Source organism: Mixta gaviniae, from assembly GCF_002953195.1.
Classification (GTDB): domain Bacteria; phylum Pseudomonadota; class Gammaproteobacteria; order Enterobacterales; family Enterobacteriaceae; genus Mixta; species Mixta gaviniae.
This window is the reverse complement of record NZ_CP026377.1, coordinates 3200641-3218710: the sequence shown is the minus strand read 5'-3', so window position 1 is coordinate 3218710 and position 18070 is coordinate 3200641. Positions and strand designations below refer to the sequence as shown.

Sequence of the window (18070 nt, the reverse complement as noted above, 5' to 3'; positions counted from 1 at the left end):
GGTCGGGCTTTTTTATACCAAAAAAAAGCGCCTCGCCCGGCGTCAAAACCACCATAGATCCGTTTGGAAATGCCCCTCAGAGGAATGCCGGTATAGCTGGTGAGCTTCTATGGGCTGTCATTTCTGGGCACTGAGGGTCATCTCCAAAAGGAATACACAATGAAGTTGTTAACTCATGAATATTTAATAGATAACCTTTATTACAATAAAGAAACTGGTTTGTTTACATGGGTAAAGCCTCGTAAGCGAATTACTGTTGGAAGTTACGCGGGCTGCCAAAATCTAGCTGGTTACATCACTATATGCCTTGATAAAAAGATTTATCGAGCGCATAGACTGGCTTGGTTCTTCATCAATGGGTCATGGCCAGACGGAGAGATTGATCATATCAATGGAATCAAAACAGATAACAGGATTTCCAACCTTCGTCAGGCAACGCGATCAGAAAATCAAAGGAATCAAAACGCCCCGAAAACTAACACTTCTGGCATAAAAGGGGTTAGCTGGGATAAGAAACATAAGCGCTGGCATGCTCAATGTATGGTTGATAAAAAACTGTACAACATAGGTCGATATAAAGATAAAGCAGATGCAGAGATAGCGGTAAGGCTATTTAGAACAAGGCACCACAGAGATTTTGCAAATCATGGTATGAATGGCTCCTGATAAATAGAGAGCCTCTTTCACAACGGCTTTTATCACAATGCCCGTTTAAACAAGCGGGCATGATGATGACTGCCATCATCACTCCTGTGTCACGGTTAGCACTGCTGTGAAGCAGCGCGACATCGGTTTAATGGAAACGAATATGATAACTATCCCCAATACCCCAATGATTGGGGGTAAGCGTCGAGGCATCTGGACGCCGGGTGCAGTAACAATCGGCAGGGTGAAGGCAGGTTCGCAGAATGTGGTAATCGACCTCACTACCACTCAGCTTGATAGCCGCCTGACTTATACCGGTCCCGCCCACAGCTATCTCGGTTCTGACGGAAAGCTCAGCACCTCAGCAGAGAATGAATGGCCGCTTGAATATGTGAATGGCGTAGCAGTGGGGCGGCATGAGCCAGAACCAGCGGCAACAAACCTGTTTGGCTCTATCATGCTGGAGAATATGACCAGCCTGCCTGGTTCTGACGGATTTACAGAATATCGTGAGTCTGGTTCCGGATCTGTATTTCACCGGACTCAATTTCGGACGTCAGGCGCTCTGTCAGGGAATATTACTTACTCTCTGATGCTCATGCACAGGGGGCGCAATAATCTGGCGTTTCGTGCCGGCTTCTTGGGTAATACATTTCAAAACATCGGAATCAACAACCGGCAGGTTGGTTATGTAGGAAGCGGCTACGTTTCTGCTTCAACAACAATCGTGTCGGATGAGGCGTTTATATTCCGAGCTGCATTCCCGTACTTCGGAGCTAATAACGGGTTATTGACATCGCCCACATCCGTGACGGATGACTCTGTGCCAGTGGTAATCGCTGATACAGCTGCGGGGTTCAGTGCTGCTTATCCACAAATTGAAGCAGGCACGCTGGCAACATCACCGATTATCTCTGCGGCAGGCGTGCAGGGAAAGCGTGCCGCATCTTCCGTGACAGTGCAGACGGCTGGCTTCTCTTCGCTGCTGATTCATTTTAGCGACGGCACAAGCGACACGCATCAGATAACCGGCGATACATTCACGCTGCCCCCTGCAACCAATAACTGGGGCGAACGCTACATTCAACGGATTGAGATGAGGAAATAACGATGTCAGAACGCGTAGCAGTAACACTCACTCCGGTACAGATAACAGATGGCACGAACAGTGCGCATGTAACCGTGTCAGAGGGCTTCATTGAATATGCTGACAGCGCAGACAGTGATGCGTGGCATCGTGCGGATAGGATGATAAATGTCAGCCCGCCAGTGTCGCTATATCTGCGTGTCGCATCTGGTCAGAGCGCAGTAGCAGTAGTTACCAAATTTACGGAGTAGCCATGGCGGGAAATACCTGTCGAATGTTTTCAATCTCAAAATGAGGAAATTGTATGGCGAGCTGGAAAGTAACTTTGCGTCCTTATATGAAGCCTGTGCTTATGCTTGCATCTCTTACCAAATGCAACTGGCTAACTGATATTTGCTATAAAAGAGAGCCGGTAAAAGAAGGTGAAACGGTAACGCTCAATGGCTGACACCTACCGCATTACAGTAACCACAAAGTCAGGCGAGACGCATGAAGGCCTGATGAACCGATCGCAGCCTGAAATCGTTAATGGCTTCATCAGTATTGCTCGTGAAGATGGCGCCTGGGTATATCTGGCGCCTGATGACGTGCTGAAGATGGAGTACGTGCCTGAGCCGGTTAAAGAGGTTGAGCCTGAACCCAAGTCAGAGACTGAAACCGAACAATCAGCGCCGGCCGATGAAACTGATTCGGCTGAAGAGACAACAGAGTAAGGAATAATTATGGCGACCGAAGAAAGTAAAAATGAAATCGGCCGCCCAAGTAAACTCGCCGAATCGAAAGAGAAAGCGAGAGAATATTTGCTGGGCGGCTATGAGACCATTGGTGACGTAGTTCCCAGCGTGGCAGGGCTTGCCTGTTATCTCGGTGTCGCAAGGTCATCCATCTATAAATGGGCCGGAGAAGATAAGTCAGAAGATGGCTTTTCGGACATCGTAGAGGGAATTCTGTCCCTGCAGGAGAATAAGCTCCTGAATGGCGGGCTGAAGGGGGACTATAACCCCACGATCGCCAAGCTACTCCTTGCCAAGCATGGTTATGCCGAGAAGCAGGAAGTCGATAACAAGTCATCTGATGGCAGCATGTCTCCGAAGCCAACAACTATTCAGCTTCTACCTGTAGAGCCAAAGCATGAGTGAATCTGTCCAGCTTCCGATTCCTGCCAAACTCGCTCCGTTATTCACCGCTGCCAATAAGCGCTATCGCTGCTCACATGGCGGCCGTGGTAGCGCCAAGACACGAACATTCGCATTGATGACGGCCGTAAAGGCATATCAGGCCATGATGAATGGTGAAAGCGGCGTAGTGCTTTGCGCGCGTGAGTTCATGAACTCGCTTGAAGAGTCGAGCATGCAGGAAGTGAAGCAGGCGATCCTTTCAGTACCATGGCTGGCTGCCAACTTCGACATTGGCGAGAAATATATCCGCACCATCGATAAAAGCGTCAGCTACGTATTCTGCGGCCTGCGCCATAACCTCGACAGCATTAAGTCGAAAGCACGCATTCTTCTGTGCTGGGTCGATGAGGCCGAATCAGTCAGTGAAACAGCGTGGCAGAAGCTCAGCCCTACGGTTCGTGAAGAAGGCTCAGAGATTTGGGTGACATGGAACCCTGAAAGAGATGGCAGCGCCACTGATAAGCGTTTCCGCAAAGAGGCTGGTGACGACTGCGTTACTGTCGAGATGAACTACACGGATAATCCGTGGTTCCCTGATGTACTGGAAGGTGAGCGGCAAAACGACCAGCGGCGCCTTGACCCGGCAACCTATGCATGGGTATGGGAAGGGGCTTATCTCGAAAACTCTGATAAGCAGGTGCTGGCCGGAAAATACCGTGTTGCTGAATTCTCGGATGAACTGTGGAAAGAGGCTGAGCGCTTATTCTTCGGTGCTGACTTTGGCTTCGCTAAAGACCCTAACACGCTGACCCGCTCATTCATTCTGCATAACCGGCTTTATATCGAATATGAAGCCTATGGCATGCAGACTGAACTGGATCACATGCCGACACTCTACGACACGATCCCCGGCTCTCGTGAATGGCCGATTAAGGCTGACTCTGCTCGCCCTGAGACCATCAGCTACCTGAAGCGTCAGGGTTTCAACATCTCCGCTGCTGAAAAGTGGCAGGGCAGCGTAGAGGATGGCATTGCCCACCTCCGCGGGTTTGAAGAAATCATCATCCATCCGCGCTGCAAAAACGTTGCCCGCGAAGCTCGCATGTGGTCATACAAAACTGATCGCATTACCGGTGAGGTGCTGCCGAAGCTGGCAGACGGTGACGAGCATACATGGGACGCTATCCGCTACAGCCTTGACGGCCATATCAAGCGTAAGGGCCAGATGGCCGGAATGATGATACCTAAACGCCTGCAAGGCAGATAACCCCCAAACGGACAAACCATGACCGACAAACTTACATTAGCGGTGAATCACGCTATCAGTGATTTGCGGCTTGCCCGTGCGCGCATGGGTATGCTTAACCCCGGCATGGGGCTTGATGCCAAGCGCAGCAGCGCATGGTGTGAATACGGGTTCAAGGAAGATTTAGACTTCCATGACCTCTATAAACTCTATCGCCGCGGAGGAATCGCTAACGGCGCCGTAGATAAGCTGGTTTCCAACTGCTGGAAAACAAACCCGCAAGTTATTGAGGGTGAGGTTTCTGATAAGTCGAAGCAGCTTTCTGCATGGGAGAAGAGCAGCAACCAGGTGCTTACGCATCGTTTCTGGCGCTCTTTTGCCAAAGCCGATACGCGTCGTCTTGTCGGTCGCTGGGCTGGCATTCTACTGCACATCAAAGACAACAAGCGCTGGGATGATCCGGTAGTTAAAGGCCGTGCGCTGCAGAAGATTACGCCAGCATGGGCCAGTGCATTAAAGGTGGCTGCACGCGACGACAACGGAAACATCACCAAGTGGCAGTACACAGAAGTGCAGCCTGACGGGAGTAGAGTTCAGCGCGATATCCATCCAGACCGAATCCTGATTATCGGTGACATGTCCGATGATGAAATTGGCTTTCTGGAGCCTGGCTACAACGCGGCCGTGAGCCTCGAAAAGGTCGAGGGTGGCAGTGGTGAGTCTTTCCTGAAGAACGCAGCTCGCCAGCTGAACGTCAATTTCGATAAAGAGATTAACTTCAGCAACCTCGCGTCAATGTACGGCGTCAGCGTTACCGAGCTACAGGATAAGTTCAATGAGGCGGCCGCAGAGGTAAACCGTGGCAATGACGTCCTGTTAACAACACAGGGCGCTTCTGTCACGCCGCTGGTAACTGCGGTTGCTGACCCTTCTCCTACCTATGATGTGAACCTGAAGACGTTTGCAGCATCGGTAGATATCCCCTCGCGCATCCTTGTTGGCAATCAGTCCGGTGAGCGGGCCAGCACTGAAGACCAGATTTACTTCAACGCCCGCTGTCAGTCGCGCCGTGGTGACCTGTCATTCGATATCGAAGATATGGTCAACAAGCTAATCGACCTGCAAATCCTGAAGCCGGTAGCCAAGTTCAGCATTGTATGGGATGACCTGAATGAACAGTCACCTTCCGACAAGCTGGATAGCGCCAGCAAGATGAGTGACATCAACCAGAAGTCACTGGCAGCGGGCGAGCAGGTTTTTACCGCCAATGAAATCCGCGTCGCAGCTGGTTATGAGCCGCTGGGTAAACCACTGACTGAGGATGAAGATGACGAAGAAAGCGAAGAGGCCGGCGAAACCAGCGATATTACCGGCCAATAAGCAAGACCCGACCGGTGTAGATCGGCTGGAGCGCGGCGCAATGCGCGAGTTCAGCAAGCGGCTACGCAAAATCGGCAAGGGGTATATCGAGCTACTCAACCGCATCCCATCGGAACCAGCAGTAAACCAGCGCTACACCTTCCGCCTTGACCAGAATCTTCTCTCTATGCTGCTGCAGAACGGCGAATCGCTCATCGATGACATTTTGCTGCAGGGCGGGGAATTGAATCTGTGGTTCTGGCAGGATTATGCGTCTACCGCTTACCAGCGCGGCACGGCTCAGGAGTTCAGTAACCTGTCGCAGCAGTCCGCTGCATACGCCGCTGACCGGGAAAGCCTGGATAACATCCTGCTCAGTGAAGCGTACCAGTCCCGCCTGATACTGGTCAGGGCTCGTGAATTTGAAGAAATGAAAGGCCTGAGCAATCAGGTTAAGGCCAATCTGTCTCGTGTGCTAACAGACGGTATCGGACGCGGACTGAATCCTCGCGACGTTGCCAGAAATATCACTGCACAGACTGATATTGAGCGCAGCAGAGCTAACCGCATTGCGCGAACGGAAATCACGACAGCACTCCGGCGAGCGCGATGGGATGAGCATGACCAGGCAAAAGACGATTTGGGACTGAATGTCAGGCTGCTTCATATTTCCGCATTAAGTCCCACCACGCGTCGTACTCACGCTTTGCGACACGGGCACCTCTACACCTCAGATGAGGTCAGGGAGTGGTACAGCATCAATGGCAATGCGATTAACTGCAAATGCTCTCAGGTCACTGTGCTGGTCGATGAGAAGGGCGTCCCGCTCAACTCCAGCGTTATCGATATTGCCAGGAAAGAGTATGCCCAGACGTGGGGCAAGCGCATGGCTGCAAATAAATCACATCACTGCTGCAAACACGCGGCATAGACAAGAGTAATCACCCATGACAATGCAGGTTAACGTCACCACAAAGGTGAACAGCCAGTCTATTCGCCGTGAGACGTATAACGGGCGCGAACATCTGGTTCTCCCCAGCTATACGCTGCCGGCAAACGTAGTAATGAACGGCGGGCTTTATCCCGCATCTGAAATCGACGCTCACTATCAGGGTCTGGAAGGCACTCTGGCGCCGCTCGGTCACCCTACTGTTGATGGAAAGTTTGTATCTGCTTTCTCTCCAGAAGGAATCAACGTAGGCCATATCGGCGCATGGAACCGCAACGTGAAGAAATCCGGTAACCGGGTTTATGCGGAGAAGTGGGTCGATGTTCAGGTTGCTAACCAGAGTGAAGGTGGTCGCGAGCTTCTGGAGCGCGTGGCAGCTATTGAACGCGGCGATGATGTGCCGCCTATCCATACCAGTGTTGCTGTGTTCCTTGACCAGCTTGAAGCCAATGAGCAGCAGAAAGCTCAGGGCATTGAGTGGGTCGCAAAAATCAACGTAATGGACCATGACGCCATCCTGCTGCATGAGGTTGGCGCCGCGCAGCCTGAACAAGGTGTGGGCCTGATGGTTAACGCTGACCAGGCGCAATCCATCAAAACCAATTCCGGTGCGCTGGTAGGCGAGAGCTATCGCGAGCGTGAGCGCCGCCTAGAAAAGGCAGCACGCGACCAGTTTGCCAGTGGCACAGATGAATATTGCTGGGTGGCTGACTTCACCGATTCGCAGGCGGTCATCATCCGCAATGGCGGAGATGCGCAGGTATACGGGTACACCTCAGAAGGCGGAAAAATCACCTTTGATACTGCAGGCACGCAGGTTGTGCGTCAGGAGTCATGGGTATCCCTCATCGGCAACAAATTCAAATCACTTTTCACACCGCAGGATGCTCCTGCAACAAACCACAAAACGGAGGGCGACATGCCTTTAACCACTGAAGAGAAACAAGAGCTGATTACGGAAATCGGTAAAGGTCTGGCCGCTAACTTCGCTGAAGCGCTCAAACCCATTACTGAAAAGGTTGATGCGCTGCAGGCAAATCACAATCAGCTGGCAGAAGCGCTTACCGCCAATTCTCGCGCGGAAGAGCAAACCAAGCGCGCAGCAGTCGCTGCGAAGCACGGCGAGGTTGTTGCTAACGCCCTGTCAGGCGATGCGCTCGATGCGATGTTCAAATCGCTGGGTGAGGCGGCTCCGCTGGGTGCTAACTCCGCACAGAACCAGACCGAAACTGGCGCACCTGATTTCAAAACTTACTTTGGAGGTGCTGCGTAATGGCACGTTATCGTCGAGTCAATATTGACGGTCAGTCTCTGTACAAGACCGAAACCCGCGCCGCGGCCGCCGCAATCCTGCCAGGCACCGCTGCAGTAATTAATGGCGACGATGAGTTTGCACAGGCAACTGCGCTGACCGGTCGTCTGTACGTGATCGACTGCGCATACCATCAGGGGCTGGGTATCAACGACCCGATCCCCGAAGGCGATTCCGCTGTCGGTAATTATGTCGAAGAAGGGCGAGAGCTGGCATTGCGCTGTGTTCCGGGCACTTACCAGAAAGACACCCCGATCACGCTGGGCGATAACGGTCAGTTCGCCGCCGCTGCATCTGACACCGACTCGGTGATCGGCTACAGCCAGGACGAAGCGACTATTGCTGCTGACACTACCGATTTCATCCGCGTGCGTATGCGCGTTGGCACCGTTGCCGCAGCCGCTGGCGCTTAATCAGGAGAATAAGAATGTATTTTACCGCTGAAACACTGGCTGCTAACAGCCGACTGCGCGGACACTGGAACGAGCTGTGGGCGAACCGCAACATCTTCAATCATCAGCACGACATGATGGTTAATGCCTACCGTCCAAGCATGACCGCCGAAATGCTGGCAGCTAACGCTGTTGGCGGCTTTACTCGCGAATTCTGGGCTGAGATTGACCGACAGATTATCCAGATGCGCGATCAAGAAGATGGTATGGAAATCATCAACGACCTGTTAGGCGTACAGACCGTGCTGCCTATCGGAAAAACCACCAAGCTCTATACCGTTTCAGGTGATATTGCTGATGACGTATCAATCAGCATTGATGGTCAGGCGCCATATTCCTTCGACCACACCGAGTACGGTGGCGATGGCGACCCAATCCCGGTATTTACAGCAGGTTATGGTGTTAACTGGCGTCACGCTGCAGGCCTGAGCACCGTTGGTATTGACCTGGCGCTGGACTCGCAGGCTGCCAAGATGCGCAAGTTCCACAAAAAGCGCGTCGCGTACTACCTGAATGGCGATGACAGCATTTCTGTCGATGGCTACAAAGGTCAGGGCATCCGTAACCACCGAAACACTGCGAAGATTAACCTCGGCAGCGGCGCGGGCGGTGCGAATATCGACCTGACTACTGCCTCGCCGGCTGACATGCTGGCATTCTTCGGCCCGACTGGTGCTTTTGGCCTGACTGCTCGCCGCAACAAAGTCGCTGCCTATGATGTCCTGTGGGTGAGTGCTGAGATTTGGGCAAACATGTCCAAGCCATACCTCATCAACGTTAACGCCGGCAGCAATGCGCTGGTAAGTGGCACCGTGGCCGATGCAATTTCTCGCTTCATCCCGGCCAAAGAAATCCGCCCGACCTTCGCGCTTAGCGGCAATGAGTTCTTCGGCTATCAGCGTCGTCAGGACGTTATTTCACCGCTGGTTGGCATGGCTGTTGGTGTTGTTCCGCTTCCTCGCCTGATGCCGCAGAGTAACTACAACTTCCAGATCATGTCTGCTGAAGGCTTGCAGATTAAAAAGGACGGCGAAGGCCTGTCTGGTGTGGTTTACGGCGCTAATCTGGCATAAGGAATAAATCATGGCTGATAAATACGAAGTAACCCGTCCGTGGCATGGTGTTGCCCTCGGTGATGTGGTTGAGCTTGAAAAGCTGCATCCTTCGCTGAAATCACATGTCCGCAAGCTTTCCGGTAAGGCATCAGCAGAGCTGACTCCGTCCACGCCTGATGCATCTACCGATAAGCAGGCACGTAAGCAGGCGATTACCAAACGACTGGATGAGCTGGGCATTGAATACAAAGGCAATCTGGGCGCCGATAAGCTGGCAGAGCTGCTGCCGGAGGGCGAACTCGATAAGCTTTTCCCTGCTGAATAACAGCCGCCGCGATGGCGGTTTTTTTATGCCCTCTGCGGAGGGCTGATATTTGAGGTCAGCATGATTACCACAGCACAGGCGAAGGAATATCTGGAGTCGGTTGGCATCACGCTGCCCGATTTTATTCTTGATGCGCTGATTGAGCAGGTTAACAGCATTCAGGAATGTCTTGATGCCAACTATCCGTCAGCGACAGCGTTGCTTATCCAGATGTATTTGTTAGGACTGATGGGGCTGGGGCAGGGCGATCGCTATATCAGCTCTCAGTCAGCCCCGTCAGGTGCTTCGAGGTCGTTCCGCTATCAGTCTTTTGCCGACAGGTGGAAGGGTTCCTTAGCACTGTTGAGAGGTCTTGATAAAAATGGCTGCGCAACGGCATTAATCCCCGACGACCCCACTCAGCAGGCTTTTGCAGGTATCTGGATTGGGAAAGGTGGCTGCATGTGCAGTGGGGGGCGCTAATGACGTGGAATGATGCCAATCAGAAGCAACCAAAACCATTCGCTCGTGTCTGGATAAAAACCTCTGACGGCCGGCAGACAACCGGGCATGTGAACAACAGCGGCAAGTGGGTGATTCACTGCCCGCGCATTGCTGCTGCGAATCCGGCCGTAATCGCCTGGAGGGAATAGCTATGTCATCTACAGCAGCATGGGCCAACACTGCGCCATGCACGCTCTGGAAAAATCGCGGCATAGATGAGTATGGTGACTCGCTTGGTTTCGATGCGCCAATAACTATCATGTGTGATTACATTGGCGGCCTAAGCGAAAAGGTTGGCTCCATAGGGAAAGAGATTGTTGTTAAAAACACCTTTTTTACTGAGTTTCCGGGTGCTGATAAAGGTGATTACGTATTGATAGGCAACTCTACCGAGGCCGATCCGATTGCTGCGGGTGCGGATGAAGTGGCGCACGTTACTCGCTGGGGTGACACCCTTGATCGTGTAACTGATGACTGGGCAATAATTACCGGAGCGTAGCCATGGGCGTGAAGATTAAAGGTGTCCGTCAGGCTCAGCAAAATCTGGATGCACTTATCAATGATATTCAGGGACGTAAGGCGGTGCGAGCGCTGCAGAGCGCGATGATTATCGGCTCGTCTCAGGCTGCTCTTTTTACCCCGATAGATACGTCAACGCTACTAAACTCTCAGTATCGAGAATTATCAGCGAATGGAGCGAGACTTACAGGCCGCGTGGGTTACACGGCATCTTATGCGGCATATGTTCATGATCCAAATATCCCACAGAATTTCAGGAGAGCTACAGCTCAAAAGGAATTTTTAACCAAGGGATTTGAGGACTCAAAAGACGTAATCGACAGGGTGATTAAGAAAGAAATGTCGTTGTAATTTAGGTATAATTAAGCAGTGCCTAGGGTAGCTCCCGAAAAGGCGGAACGTAGACCGCTCTGGCACAACCTACCATCTACGATAAGCCAACTACGAGGTTTATATGAAAACTACAAAATTAGAAATTAACGCTGATTATCTTCGTGAATGCGTATCCTATAATCCATATGCAGGGGTGTTCACTTGGAATGTTAGGCCGATTGAGCATTTCAAAGACGCGCGCGCTCAAAAAATATGGAATACCAAGTATTCCGGCAAACAAGCTGGCGCTCTTATGAAGAGTGGTTACGTGTTAATTCGTATTCACAAGCAGTGTTACTACGCCCACCGGCTGGCATGGCTATACATGAACGGTTCTTGGCCTCAAGAGATTGACCATATAAATGGCTCGCCTGCTGATAACAGAATAGGGAATCTTCGATCGGTCAGTCATGCAGAAAATGGGAAGAATGTAAAAATTCCATCTCATAACTCAACTGGTGTCATTGGAGTTTGCATTCCCAATGATGGCGGCAGGATACAGGCTAGAATTCAGGTTGATGGTAAGCAAATAAAACTTGGTCGGTTTGACTCAATTGAAGAGGCAAAGAAGGCCAGACTTATAGCAAGCCGGAAATACGGCTTCCATGAAAATCATGGAAGGTGAAATCAAGGTCGCTTAGGCGGCCTTTTTTAATGGTGTTTTTATGACTCCTCAAATGCATGTCCGCGTGCGTGAGTTATTCGGTGTCGCTGGCCTTTGCGATAACTCGGTGGTGCAAATGCTGGTCTGGCGCGACACGGGAAATAAAGCTGACCGGTTCATCGTGTTCCGCCCCAATGGCGGCTCTGCAATTCGTAATGACCTTAGCTCTGAATATTACGTCATGGTCGATGTAATCAGCCCGGTTGATAACTTCCGCGTCACTGAAGAAGCGGTTAGCGACATTATCGATTACGTCCAGAAATACCCAATGCCTAACGATTGCATCGGGCACATCGAGAATATTGGCGGAATCCCTTCGCCGGTGCTCACAACAGAAGGCCGCCTCGTCTGGCGCCTGCAGTTCGCTGTTTTGTATGGGGAATAAAAGAGTATAATAAAGAAGTGGCTAGGCTGATCCCCGAAAGCCCGGTTTCGTCGCCGGGTTGCCACACCCATCAAATGACGAGCAACTTTGACGAGGTTGTAATGAGAAATTTAGCTGCAAAAGGAATCACGCCTGAGTTTTTAAAAGAATGCTTTGACTGCGATCCAGAAAATGGAACTCTTCTCTGGAAATGCAGGCCGCTCAGTCACTTTAAAACTAAGGCGGCACAGGTAAGCGTAAATAACCGATTCGCGAATAAGATCGCCGGATTCGAAAGGCCAGACACCTCAATATCAGTCAAGATAGGGTGCGACTGGTATTATTTACATGACATAATTTTCACTATTTTTCATGGAAGGTTGCCGACCTCAAAGGTTTATCACTTAAATGGCGATAAGCGTGATAATAGAGTCATTAACCTTTCTGAGTACGTTCCGCAATCATTGTCAGAAAGTCACATTGAAAATCCTGCAATGGAGAAAGATAGTTTTTCTCCATTGGATCACTTAGACGTCAAATATCTAAAAGAATGCTTGCACTACAATCCTGATACGGGCGCGCTAACATGGAAAAAAAGGCCAAGAAGCCATTTCAAGGGCGGTGCGGGGTTTGAGAACTATCACAGGCAATTTTTTGGTAAATTAGCTGGCTCTGTAAGCAAATATGGCTACCTGAAAGTGATGTTAAATGGTAAGCAATACCCAGCTCATCGAATTTGTTATGCAATCATGACTGGTTTTTATCCAGACGGGATGATTGACCATGTCAACGGATGTAGGACAGACAACAGATTTAGCAACCTCAGGGTTACTGATCGCGTTCAGAATATGAGGAATATGATCACTTACTCTAGCAACACTAGTGGTCATGTAGGTGTTGTTCAGAGAAAGGATACAGGGAAGTTCAGGGCGTACATAAATAGCCATAAAAACAAAAGAAAATCTCTTGGTAATTTTGACACTTTTGAAGACGCCGTGCAGGCCAGAAAGAAAGCCGAAATAGAGTATGAATATCATGAAAACCATGGCAGATAGCGATGGTTTAACAAACGAACCCGCCTAGTGCGGGTTTTTTATTGCCTAAAGAAAGAGGAATAACAGTTATGGCTATCTGCCCAACTGATAACACAAAACTTTTCGGACGAGCCATTGTGCTCGAAGTCGCGGACGGCTGCCCGGACGTCGTCCCCCAAGAGTCTGAATGGAAGGCGCTCGCTGCCGGGACTACAAAATCGTTCGATATGTCACCAAATTCTGTCACCTCTGACGCAGATGATACGAAAGGTTATGTTGAGAGCATTGTAACGAACGCTGACCTGACGATCTCGTTTGAAGGTGAAGTGCGCCAAAACGATAAACTCGACCAGTATGGAGTATATCGCCTCATTAAGTACTTCAATACCGAAATTCAGGCGGCGCGCCAGCCAACACTCTGGGTTCGCATGGAATTCGGCGCGGTAACCCTGCAGGGCTATATGCTCATTAATGCACTGAGCTCAGACGGTGGAAGCAATGACATCGTAACTTTTTCAACGGAGTTTAAAGTAGCCGATGCCAGCACTTTCCAGGTGTTCGATACTGATGCCAATGTTCCCGCTACCGGTGTAACGGTGACTCCGGCGACTACCTCACTTGCTGTCGGTGCAACACGACAGTTAACAGGCTCGGTTAATCCTTCTGACGCGACGGATAAGTCAGGCACATGGACAACTTCTGATGCGACCAAAGCAACGGTGAACTCTACCGGTCTGGTAACCGGCGTGGAAGCCGGAAGTGCAACGATTACCTTCAAATCCAATGACGGCAATTTTACCGGCACTTGCGCGGTTACCGTGACCGCTCCGTAACCATTCCAAGGGGCGGCGTGCTGCCCCTGATAATGCTTATGGAGAGCGTATGACCCCTTACAAAGAAATTGGCGAGTGCCTGATATCGCTGGGTGAACGTGACTACTTTTTCCGGCCGTCATTCGCAAACATGATGCGAATTGGCGATCCTGCTGCAATTGTTCAGGCATTTTATGACCTGCACAACGATGAATACACCTCGCTGGTTAAGCGCTCAATTGCCGCTTACGGCGGTGTCCCGCAGTGGCTGATGAGCTACATTGCTCGGCCACAGTTCAATAAGAATGTGGCCTACTCTGCGATGAATGTGCTTTCAGCTTGCTGCGATGATGACATTAGCCCTCTGATTGGCGAGCTACGGCTTGGCAAATCCGGTAAATGGCTCTTCGTGTACCGCAAAGGTGCAATGCCGGTAAGTGACATGGTTCTGATCGCACAGTCTCTGATTCAGCATGGAATCATCGGGAAGGCAAAAGTAAGGCGGTTGCAAAAGCATGAAGGGGCCAGCACTTCATCTGAGTTCAACGCCTTCGAGTACATCAGCGCAGCTCGCACCCATCTTGGCATGAGCCGCGAGGAAGCAGAGCAGCTGACGATGACGGAGTTTCAGATGCTGTTAGCGACGAAGTTCCCTGAACAGAAGGGCTTTACGAAAGAGGAATATGACACCGTTCAGGATGAATTCCTTGAAAGGCAGGCTCGCCGAAGGGCGGAGTGGGAAAGAAAGCAGGCAAAAACGACATAATCCGGAGAGAAATATGAACTTAGAGCAGCGTGTAGAAGCACTGGAAAAGGAAGTGAGCGAGGTAAAGCAGGTACTCACTTCAGTTAATGAAAAAATTATTCAGTTATCAGATGCGGCTCAGTTTGCTGTTGATGAACTGCGCGCGAGATTGGATGCTATGAGTTAACGCTCTTCTTAAATTGTTCTATTGCCAGCTCTTCTAATTGTGCAATAGTCATGTTTTTTATGTCGTATCCATGTGGGTCAAAACCGAAAACAGTAACCCCAGCTGGTGTTTGCAGGCCAAAACTTATGTTGGTGCGCAGCCCTTCTGGAAGATTGTCTAAGTTCCTTAGATCGCTAATGCTTGTAAGAAGATATTTAGCCACTTCGATTCCTTAACAAGAGGTAATCAGCCATCCCTCATTGCTGTGTGCGCCCATGCCCCAAACATGGACGGGCTGAGTACTGAACATATCCTCTAAAGTAAATCGGCGGAATCCTGACAGATGATCAGTGCTTATGGTTTTGCATTGTCTTGCGGCCACTCCATGCTAGGATTTATCCCACTGTTACTTTTGGGGATAGGGATATGAAGAAAGTTATTTTGGGTTCAGCTGTTGCAGTTCTTTTCGCTACGGGAGCAAGTAAGCCCCCTTACAAGCTACATGTTCCGTCAGATCCTAACGCTACCTATACCATTTTAGATATTGGCAGCAAAGGCAACCTCTACACTATCATTACTAAGCGAGAAGGTAAGTCGGGAACGACATATTCGCAGCGAGCCTACGACTGCCATGCAGGTAAAGTAATGTATTTAGGTTCAGGCGAGACTTTGGAGGAAATGCATTCCTCCAAACCCGATGATCACCTTTCACCAATAGTTGACGGATCAATTGCTGATTATGTAGGCAAAGAGGCCTGCAGTTAGATTTAACCCACAAATTCATCAACCCGCTTTGGCGGGTTTTTTATTGCCCGGAGATCGTGATGTCAGAGAAGGTTGGGGAAATTTACTACGATGTTGGCGCTGACATTGCTCCATTGCTGCAAGGTTCAACGCAAGCCAAAGCGGCTCTTGACTCCATGGGTAAAGGTGCAGATAAGGCTTCAAACAGTATGGATGGCCTTGAGCGTTCCGCGCAGAAAACCGGAAAAGCGGTCGCGCGATCTGCCAATGACGCTAGCCAAGCTTCTAAGGTTATGGAGTCTCTGGGAAACCAAGTCGCGATACTTGAAGAGAGGCAGCAAAACGGCGCAAGGGCCGCAGTCATGTTGGCAGCTGAGCTTCAGGCGGGCTCACAGGCGACCGCTGCACAACGAAAGGAGGTTGCTGCCTTAGCTGGTCAGCTCTATGACCTCAAGACAGCTCAAGATACTGCCTCATCATCCACTGAGAAGGCGTCCGCTTCATCCGGCAGGATGGAGATGATGATGAACCGAGTTGGTTTGGCAATAGCAGGTGCTTTTACGTTGCAAGCTGCCGGTCGCATCATTTCTATAGCGGATCAGATGTCCATTCTTCAGGCTAGGGTTGAACGGCTTTCACCTTCAATTGAGATTGCAAAGAGTACAATGGCCAGTTTAAGCGCTATCGCAGCTCAAACTGGCAGCAGCCTCGATGATACGGAAAGGCTTTGGGAAAAATTAACTCAGTCATTAAAATCTGCTGGCGTATCAAACTCTCAGATCCTCGCCCTTACAGAAACTCTCCAAAAAATAGGTACTGTTGGAGGCTCATCCAGTGAAGAAATGAGCTTAGCCCTTCGGCAATTTGGGCAGTCTCTGGATGGCGGAACTATCCGGGCGGAAGAATTTAACTCGATTATTGAGCAGATGCCGGAACTGGCGCGCCAGATGGCGGCCGGCTTAGGAATATCTGTTGGTGATTTACGCAAGAGGATGCTCGAAGGCAAGCTAACAGCAGAGGATGCGCTGAATGCAATAAGATCCCAGGCTGGGAAGGTGAGTGAAGAATTCGACAAAATGCCTTCAAGCGTCGAACGCGCTAAAAACTCATTGGATGTTGCATTTAAAAACGTGATTTCAGATTTGAATGAATCCATTGGGCTGACCAGGTCTCTGGCCGGTGCCATGACCCAGCTTTCAAACAACCTGAATTACTTCAATAAGAATGCAGGAGATGCAGGAAGGCTGCCAAAGTTGCTTGAACTTCAAAAGCAATATACAAGCGAGGTTCAGGAAGGGCAAAAATGGTGGGAGACTCAGTCTGTTTACCAGCAGCGCGTTGGGCAAGCGGCTTTTAACCTGAAAAATACAGAGTCTGAAATCAGAAGCATTCGAGCAGCTTCCACTAAGGAGCTTGAAAGCCAGTCCAAAATTGTTATTCCCAAGTCGACGACTGACAGCAAAGAAGCCAAGGATCTGGAGAAGAAGTCTCAGCGGCGCTTGGAGCTTTCAAAGCTGGAAGGTCAGGCTAAAGCAAGACTACAGGCACAATATGATGCTGAAGATGCCGGCATAACCGATAGTAAGCGTGTTAAAGCGCTGCAGGAAGAGTATGCAGCCACTGAGAAAAATACATCTGCAACTAAAGCTGGAAATGCAGAAGCGAAAAGGTCTGCATCTCAAGCAGAAACAGTAACGCAGAGGCTGGAGGCCCTCAGAGCTAAGTCAGAGCAGGTAGGAGATACCACAAAGGAACTATCGCGAGCTCAAGCCATTCTTGCTGCGGAGCAGTCTCTGGGCAAAGGCGCTACTGATACTCAGATAGAGCAGGCCGGAAAGTATGCGGCAAAGATTTGGGATCAAAACAACGCCCTCAAGCAACAGGCCCAAATAAAGCAGGGCATGAAGTTCGCTCAGCAGGAAATCGCTGCATCCGAGGTTATGCCAGATGCTAGATCGGGCGCGGTTCAGAATCCAACAGCTCAGATTGACCTACAGGAACAGCAGAAACTCGAGGCGTTAGCCAAATATCAGGCCCTAGATGTACAGAATGCGCAGCTTTATGAGGATGCCAAAACTGCCATTCAGCGACAGGCAGCCAATGCTCGCCAACAGATAGCAGAGAACGAAGCGAACATGCAGTCGCAGGCGATCTCTTCGATCATTGGGTCTGTGTCACAGGGTTTCGATGGACTGGCTAATCTTGCGGCCGGCGCCGCAGGTAAAAGCAGCGGCGCGTACCAGGCAATGTTCGCATTGAGCAAAGGCTTTGCTGTAGCGCAGGCGGCTTTAAACCTGCAGCTCGCCATCTCACAGGCAATGGCAGACCCAACTGCACTTACGCCAGCGCAGAAATTTGCCAACTATGCGGCGATTGCTAGTGCGGGAGCTTCACTTCTCTCCAGCATTGGTAGCATCTCATACGGCGGCGGACGCGAGCACGGCGGCCCTGTTAACGCCAACAGCATGTACCGGGTTGGTGAGGGTGGTAAGCCAGAAATCTTTAAAGCCAGCAACGGCAGCCAGTACATGATCCCCGGGGATAATGGGCGGGTGCTCAGCAATAAGGATATTGGCGGTTCAGGCGGTGGGGCGGGGTAATTGAGCAGCATAATTACTT

At 50.6% G+C, this 18070-nt stretch carries 23 protein-coding genes and 1 pseudogene; 23 read left to right on the top strand and 1 reads right to left on the bottom strand.

Annotation, left to right across the window (positions count from 1 at the left end; translation table 11 throughout):
• Nucleotides 1–159 precede the first annotated feature (159 nt).
• The 21 genes and pseudogenes from C2E15_RS14960 (at nt 160) to C2E15_RS21740 (ending at nt 14728) form a co-directional block, all read left to right on the top strand.
• A complete protein-coding gene (locus tag C2E15_RS14960; RefSeq protein ID WP_104958079.1) occupies nt 160–666 on the top strand; it encodes an HNH endonuclease in 507 nt (168 codons plus the stop codon).
• A gap of 106 nt (nt 667–772) precedes the next feature.
• Complete coding sequence (locus C2E15_RS14955) at nt 773–1753, top strand: hypothetical protein (RefSeq protein ID WP_146108557.1); 981 nt, start codon at nt 773–775, stop codon at nt 1751–1753.
• A gap of 283 nt (nt 1754–2036) precedes the next feature.
• Nucleotides 2037–2180, top strand: a complete 144-nt coding sequence (locus C2E15_RS21745; protein ID WP_167391885.1) for a hypothetical protein — start codon at nt 2037–2039, stop codon at nt 2178–2180.
• Nucleotides 2173–2358, top strand: a pseudogene (locus tag C2E15_RS14950) (hypothetical protein); the annotation flags it as partial. The gene C2E15_RS21745 and the pseudogene C2E15_RS14950, both read left to right, overlap by 8 nt.
• A gap of 96 nt (nt 2359–2454) precedes the next feature.
• Nucleotides 2455–2871, top strand: coding sequence for a DNA-packaging protein (locus C2E15_RS14945; RefSeq protein WP_104958077.1), 417 nt, complete (start codon nt 2455–2457; stop codon nt 2869–2871).
• Entirely contained in the window at nt 2864–4117 is a 1254-nt protein-coding gene (locus C2E15_RS14940) for a PBSX family phage terminase large subunit (protein WP_104958076.1), read from the top strand. Before C2E15_RS14945 ends, C2E15_RS14940 begins: the two co-directional genes overlap by 8 nt.
• A gap of 18 nt (nt 4118–4135) precedes the next feature.
• Nucleotides 4136–5476 (top strand): anti-CBASS protein Acb1 family protein, encoded by a 1341-nt coding sequence (locus C2E15_RS14935; RefSeq protein WP_104958075.1) that lies wholly within the window; start codon nt 4136–4138, stop codon nt 5474–5476.
• Nucleotides 5424–6386 carry a phage minor head protein gene (locus C2E15_RS14930; RefSeq protein WP_104958074.1) on the top strand — a complete coding sequence of 321 codons (963 nt, stop codon included), beginning with the start codon at nt 5424–5426 and terminating at the stop codon, nt 6384–6386. The genes C2E15_RS14935 and C2E15_RS14930 overlap by 53 nt, the downstream gene beginning before the upstream one ends.
• A gap of 16 nt (nt 6387–6402) precedes the next feature.
• Entirely contained in the window at nt 6403–7677 is a 1275-nt protein-coding gene (locus tag C2E15_RS14925; RefSeq protein WP_104958073.1) for a hypothetical protein, read from the top strand.
• The gene (locus C2E15_RS14920) at nt 7677–8129 is read left to right on the top strand and encodes a gp53 minor capsid family protein (RefSeq protein ID WP_104958072.1); all 453 of its coding nucleotides are present in this window, start codon (nt 7677–7679) and stop codon (nt 8127–8129) included. The genes C2E15_RS14925 and C2E15_RS14920 overlap by 1 nt, the downstream gene beginning before the upstream one ends.
• A gap of 14 nt (nt 8130–8143) precedes the next feature.
• Nucleotides 8144–9241, top strand: a complete 1098-nt coding sequence (locus C2E15_RS14915) for a major capsid protein (protein ID WP_104958071.1) — start codon at nt 8144–8146, stop codon at nt 9239–9241.
• Between the two features lie 10 nt (nt 9242–9251).
• Nucleotides 9252–9548 (top strand): hypothetical protein, encoded by a 297-nt coding sequence (locus tag C2E15_RS14910; RefSeq protein WP_104958070.1) that lies wholly within the window; start codon nt 9252–9254, stop codon nt 9546–9548.
• Nucleotides 9549–9608: 60 nt separating this feature from the next.
• Nucleotides 9609–10010, top strand: coding sequence for a DUF7370 family protein (locus C2E15_RS14905; protein ID WP_104958069.1), 402 nt, complete (start codon nt 9609–9611; stop codon nt 10008–10010).
• A 172-nt stretch (nt 10011–10182) separates the two neighbouring features.
• Nucleotides 10183–10530: a hypothetical protein gene (locus tag C2E15_RS14895; protein WP_104958067.1), complete on the top strand. Its 348-nt coding sequence runs from the start codon at nt 10183–10185 to the stop codon at nt 10528–10530.
• A 2-nt stretch (nt 10531–10532) separates the two neighbouring features.
• Nucleotides 10533–10901: a hypothetical protein gene (locus tag C2E15_RS14890; protein WP_104958066.1), complete on the top strand. Its 369-nt coding sequence runs from the start codon at nt 10533–10535 to the stop codon at nt 10899–10901.
• Between the two features lie 103 nt (nt 10902–11004).
• Nucleotides 11005–11547, top strand: a complete 543-nt coding sequence (locus tag C2E15_RS14885) for an HNH endonuclease signature motif containing protein (protein ID WP_104958065.1) — start codon at nt 11005–11007, stop codon at nt 11545–11547.
• A 40-nt stretch (nt 11548–11587) separates the two neighbouring features.
• Nucleotides 11588–11971 (top strand): phage tail termination protein, encoded by a 384-nt coding sequence (locus C2E15_RS14880; RefSeq protein WP_104958064.1) that lies wholly within the window; start codon nt 11588–11590, stop codon nt 11969–11971.
• 101 nt (nt 11972–12072) lie between these two features.
• Nucleotides 12073–13005, top strand: a complete 933-nt coding sequence (locus C2E15_RS14875) for an HNH endonuclease (RefSeq protein WP_167391884.1) — start codon at nt 12073–12075, stop codon at nt 13003–13005.
• Between the two features lie 68 nt (nt 13006–13073).
• Nucleotides 13074–13817, top strand: coding sequence for an Ig-like domain-containing protein (locus tag C2E15_RS14870; RefSeq protein ID WP_104958062.1), 744 nt, complete (start codon nt 13074–13076; stop codon nt 13815–13817).
• Between the two features lie 49 nt (nt 13818–13866).
• Nucleotides 13867–14562 carry a DUF6246 family protein gene (locus C2E15_RS14865; protein WP_104958061.1) on the top strand — a complete coding sequence of 232 codons (696 nt, stop codon included), beginning with the start codon at nt 13867–13869 and terminating at the stop codon, nt 14560–14562.
• Nucleotides 14563–14575: 13 nt separating this feature from the next.
• Nucleotides 14576–14728, top strand: coding sequence for a hypothetical protein (locus C2E15_RS21740; protein ID WP_167391883.1), 153 nt, complete (start codon nt 14576–14578; stop codon nt 14726–14728).
• On the opposite strand, the gene C2E15_RS21500 is transcribed toward C2E15_RS21740, so the two are convergent.
• Entirely contained in the window at nt 14718–14930 is a 213-nt protein-coding gene (locus tag C2E15_RS21500; RefSeq protein WP_128861304.1) for an ATP-binding protein, read from the bottom strand. The genes C2E15_RS21740 and C2E15_RS21500 overlap by 11 nt on opposite strands.
• Nucleotides 14931–15133: 203 nt before the next feature.
• Between C2E15_RS21500 and C2E15_RS14860 the strand changes: the two genes are divergently transcribed.
• On the top strand, nt 15134–15472 hold the full coding sequence (locus C2E15_RS14860) for a hypothetical protein (protein ID WP_104958060.1): 339 nt from the start codon (nt 15134–15136) through the stop codon (nt 15470–15472).
• A gap of 59 nt (nt 15473–15531) precedes the next feature.
• Nucleotides 15532–18051, top strand: coding sequence for a tape measure protein (locus tag C2E15_RS14855; protein WP_104958059.1), 2520 nt, complete (start codon nt 15532–15534; stop codon nt 18049–18051).
• The last annotated feature ends 19 nt before the right edge of the window (nt 18052–18070 follow it).